General features: G+C 35.6%; 1 protein-coding gene. It reads right to left on the bottom strand.

The genetic code is table 11. The annotated features are described in order from the left end of the window. On the bottom strand, positions 1 to 1,758 hold a 1,758-nt coding region (nifJ, locus tag KHW44_RS09295; RefSeq protein WP_304068799.1), incomplete at its 3' end, for a pyruvate:ferredoxin (flavodoxin) oxidoreductase. Between the last annotated feature and the right edge of the window lie 39 nt (positions 1,759 to 1,797).

Below are 1,797 nucleotides of genomic sequence, written 5' to 3' on the forward strand. Positions count from 1 at the left end.
AACTATAGATTCTTTTAATTTCTTAATAGCTTCATCTATAGGTAATACTTTAGATAATTTGAAGAATGCAGCTTGCATAATCATGTTAGTTCTTCCACCTAATCCTACTTCTGCTGCAATCTTAGAAGCGTTGATTGTGTAGAATTTAATGTCGTTTTCAGCGATATATTTCTTTAATTTACCTGGAAGGTGAGTGTCTAATTCTTCTTCACTCCAGATACAGTTTAGTAAGAATGTACCACCTTTTCTTAAACCTCTTAATAAATCGTATTGATATACATAAGCTTGTTTTGAACAGGAAATGAAATCTGATTCATCTAAAAGGTAAGTTGAGTGAATTGGGTTGTTACCAAATCTTAAGTGAGACATTGTAACCCCACCAGATTTTTTAGAGTCATAGTCGAAGTAACCTTGAGCGTACATGTCAGTACCATCACCTATGATTTTGATAGCTGATTTGTTAGCACCTACTGTACCGTCAGAACCGAATCCCCAGAATTTACATCTGATAGTTCCTTCAGGTGAAGTGTTTATAACATCTTTTACTTCTAATGATCTATGAGTAACATCATCTACTATACCGATAGTAAATTGTGTTCTTGGTTTGTCTTGTTTTAAGTTTTCGTAAACTGTGTTAATGTGAGTTGGAGTTGTGTCTTTTGAACCTAAACCGTAGATACCACCAACGATAACTGGTTTATTTTCATGATCATAGAAACAATCTCTAACATCAAGATATAGAGGTTCTCCTAATGAACCTTTTTCTTTAGTTCTGTCTAAAACTGCGATTTTCTTAACTGTTTTTGGAATAGCATTTAAGAAATGTTCTTTAGAGAATGGTCTGTATAAGTGAACTTTTAATACTCCGACTTTTTCTCCCTTAGAAACTAAATAATCAACAGTTTCTTCAATAGTTTCAGTTACTGAACCCATAGCTACTATAATATTTTCAGCATCTTCAGCACCATAGTAGTTGAATAATCCGTAGTTTCTGCCTGTAATCTTGTTAATTTCATTGATATAGCCTTCAGTAATACCAACGATATCTTCATAGTATGTATTAGATGCTTCCATACCTTGGAAATAAACGTCTGGATTTTCAGCTGTACCCATAGTCTTAGGGTTTTCTGGATTTAATGCGTTTCTTCTGAATTCATCAATAGCTTCCCAATCAACGATTTTTGCCAAATCTTCATAGTCCATAACTTCGATTTTTTGAATTTCGTGACTAGTTCTGAAACCGTCGAAGAAATGTAAGAATGGAACTTTACCTTTGATAGAAGAAAGGTGAGCTACTGCTGCTAAATCCATAACTTCTTGTACTGAACCTGAGCATAACAATGCAAAACCAGTTTGTCTTGCTGCCATAACGTCTTGGTGGTCACCAAAAATGCTAAGTGCGTGTGATGCCAAAGCTCTTGCTGATACGTGGAATACGCCAGGTAAGTTTTCTCCGGCAATCTTATACATATTTGGAACCATCAACAATAAACCTTGTGATGCTGTGAATGTAGATGCCAAAGCCCCTGCAACTAAAGCCCCGTGTACTGAACCAGCTGCTCCACCTTCTGATTGTAATTCAGTTACTTGTACAGTTTCACCGAATAAGTTCTTACGTCCATCTGCTGCCCAAACATCAATTGCTTCAGGCATTGGTGATGATGGAGTAATTGGATAAATAGTTGCCACATCTGAAAATGCATAAGCTACGTGAGCAGCGGCTGTATTTCCATCCATGGTTTTCATGTGTTTTGCCATTTATTTAACCCCCTATATATAAATAAATAAATTGTTTAA

The sequence above is a fragment of the Finegoldia magna genome (genome assembly GCF_018371055.1).
GTDB lineage: Bacteria > Bacillota > Clostridia > Tissierellales > Peptoniphilaceae > Finegoldia > Finegoldia magna_I.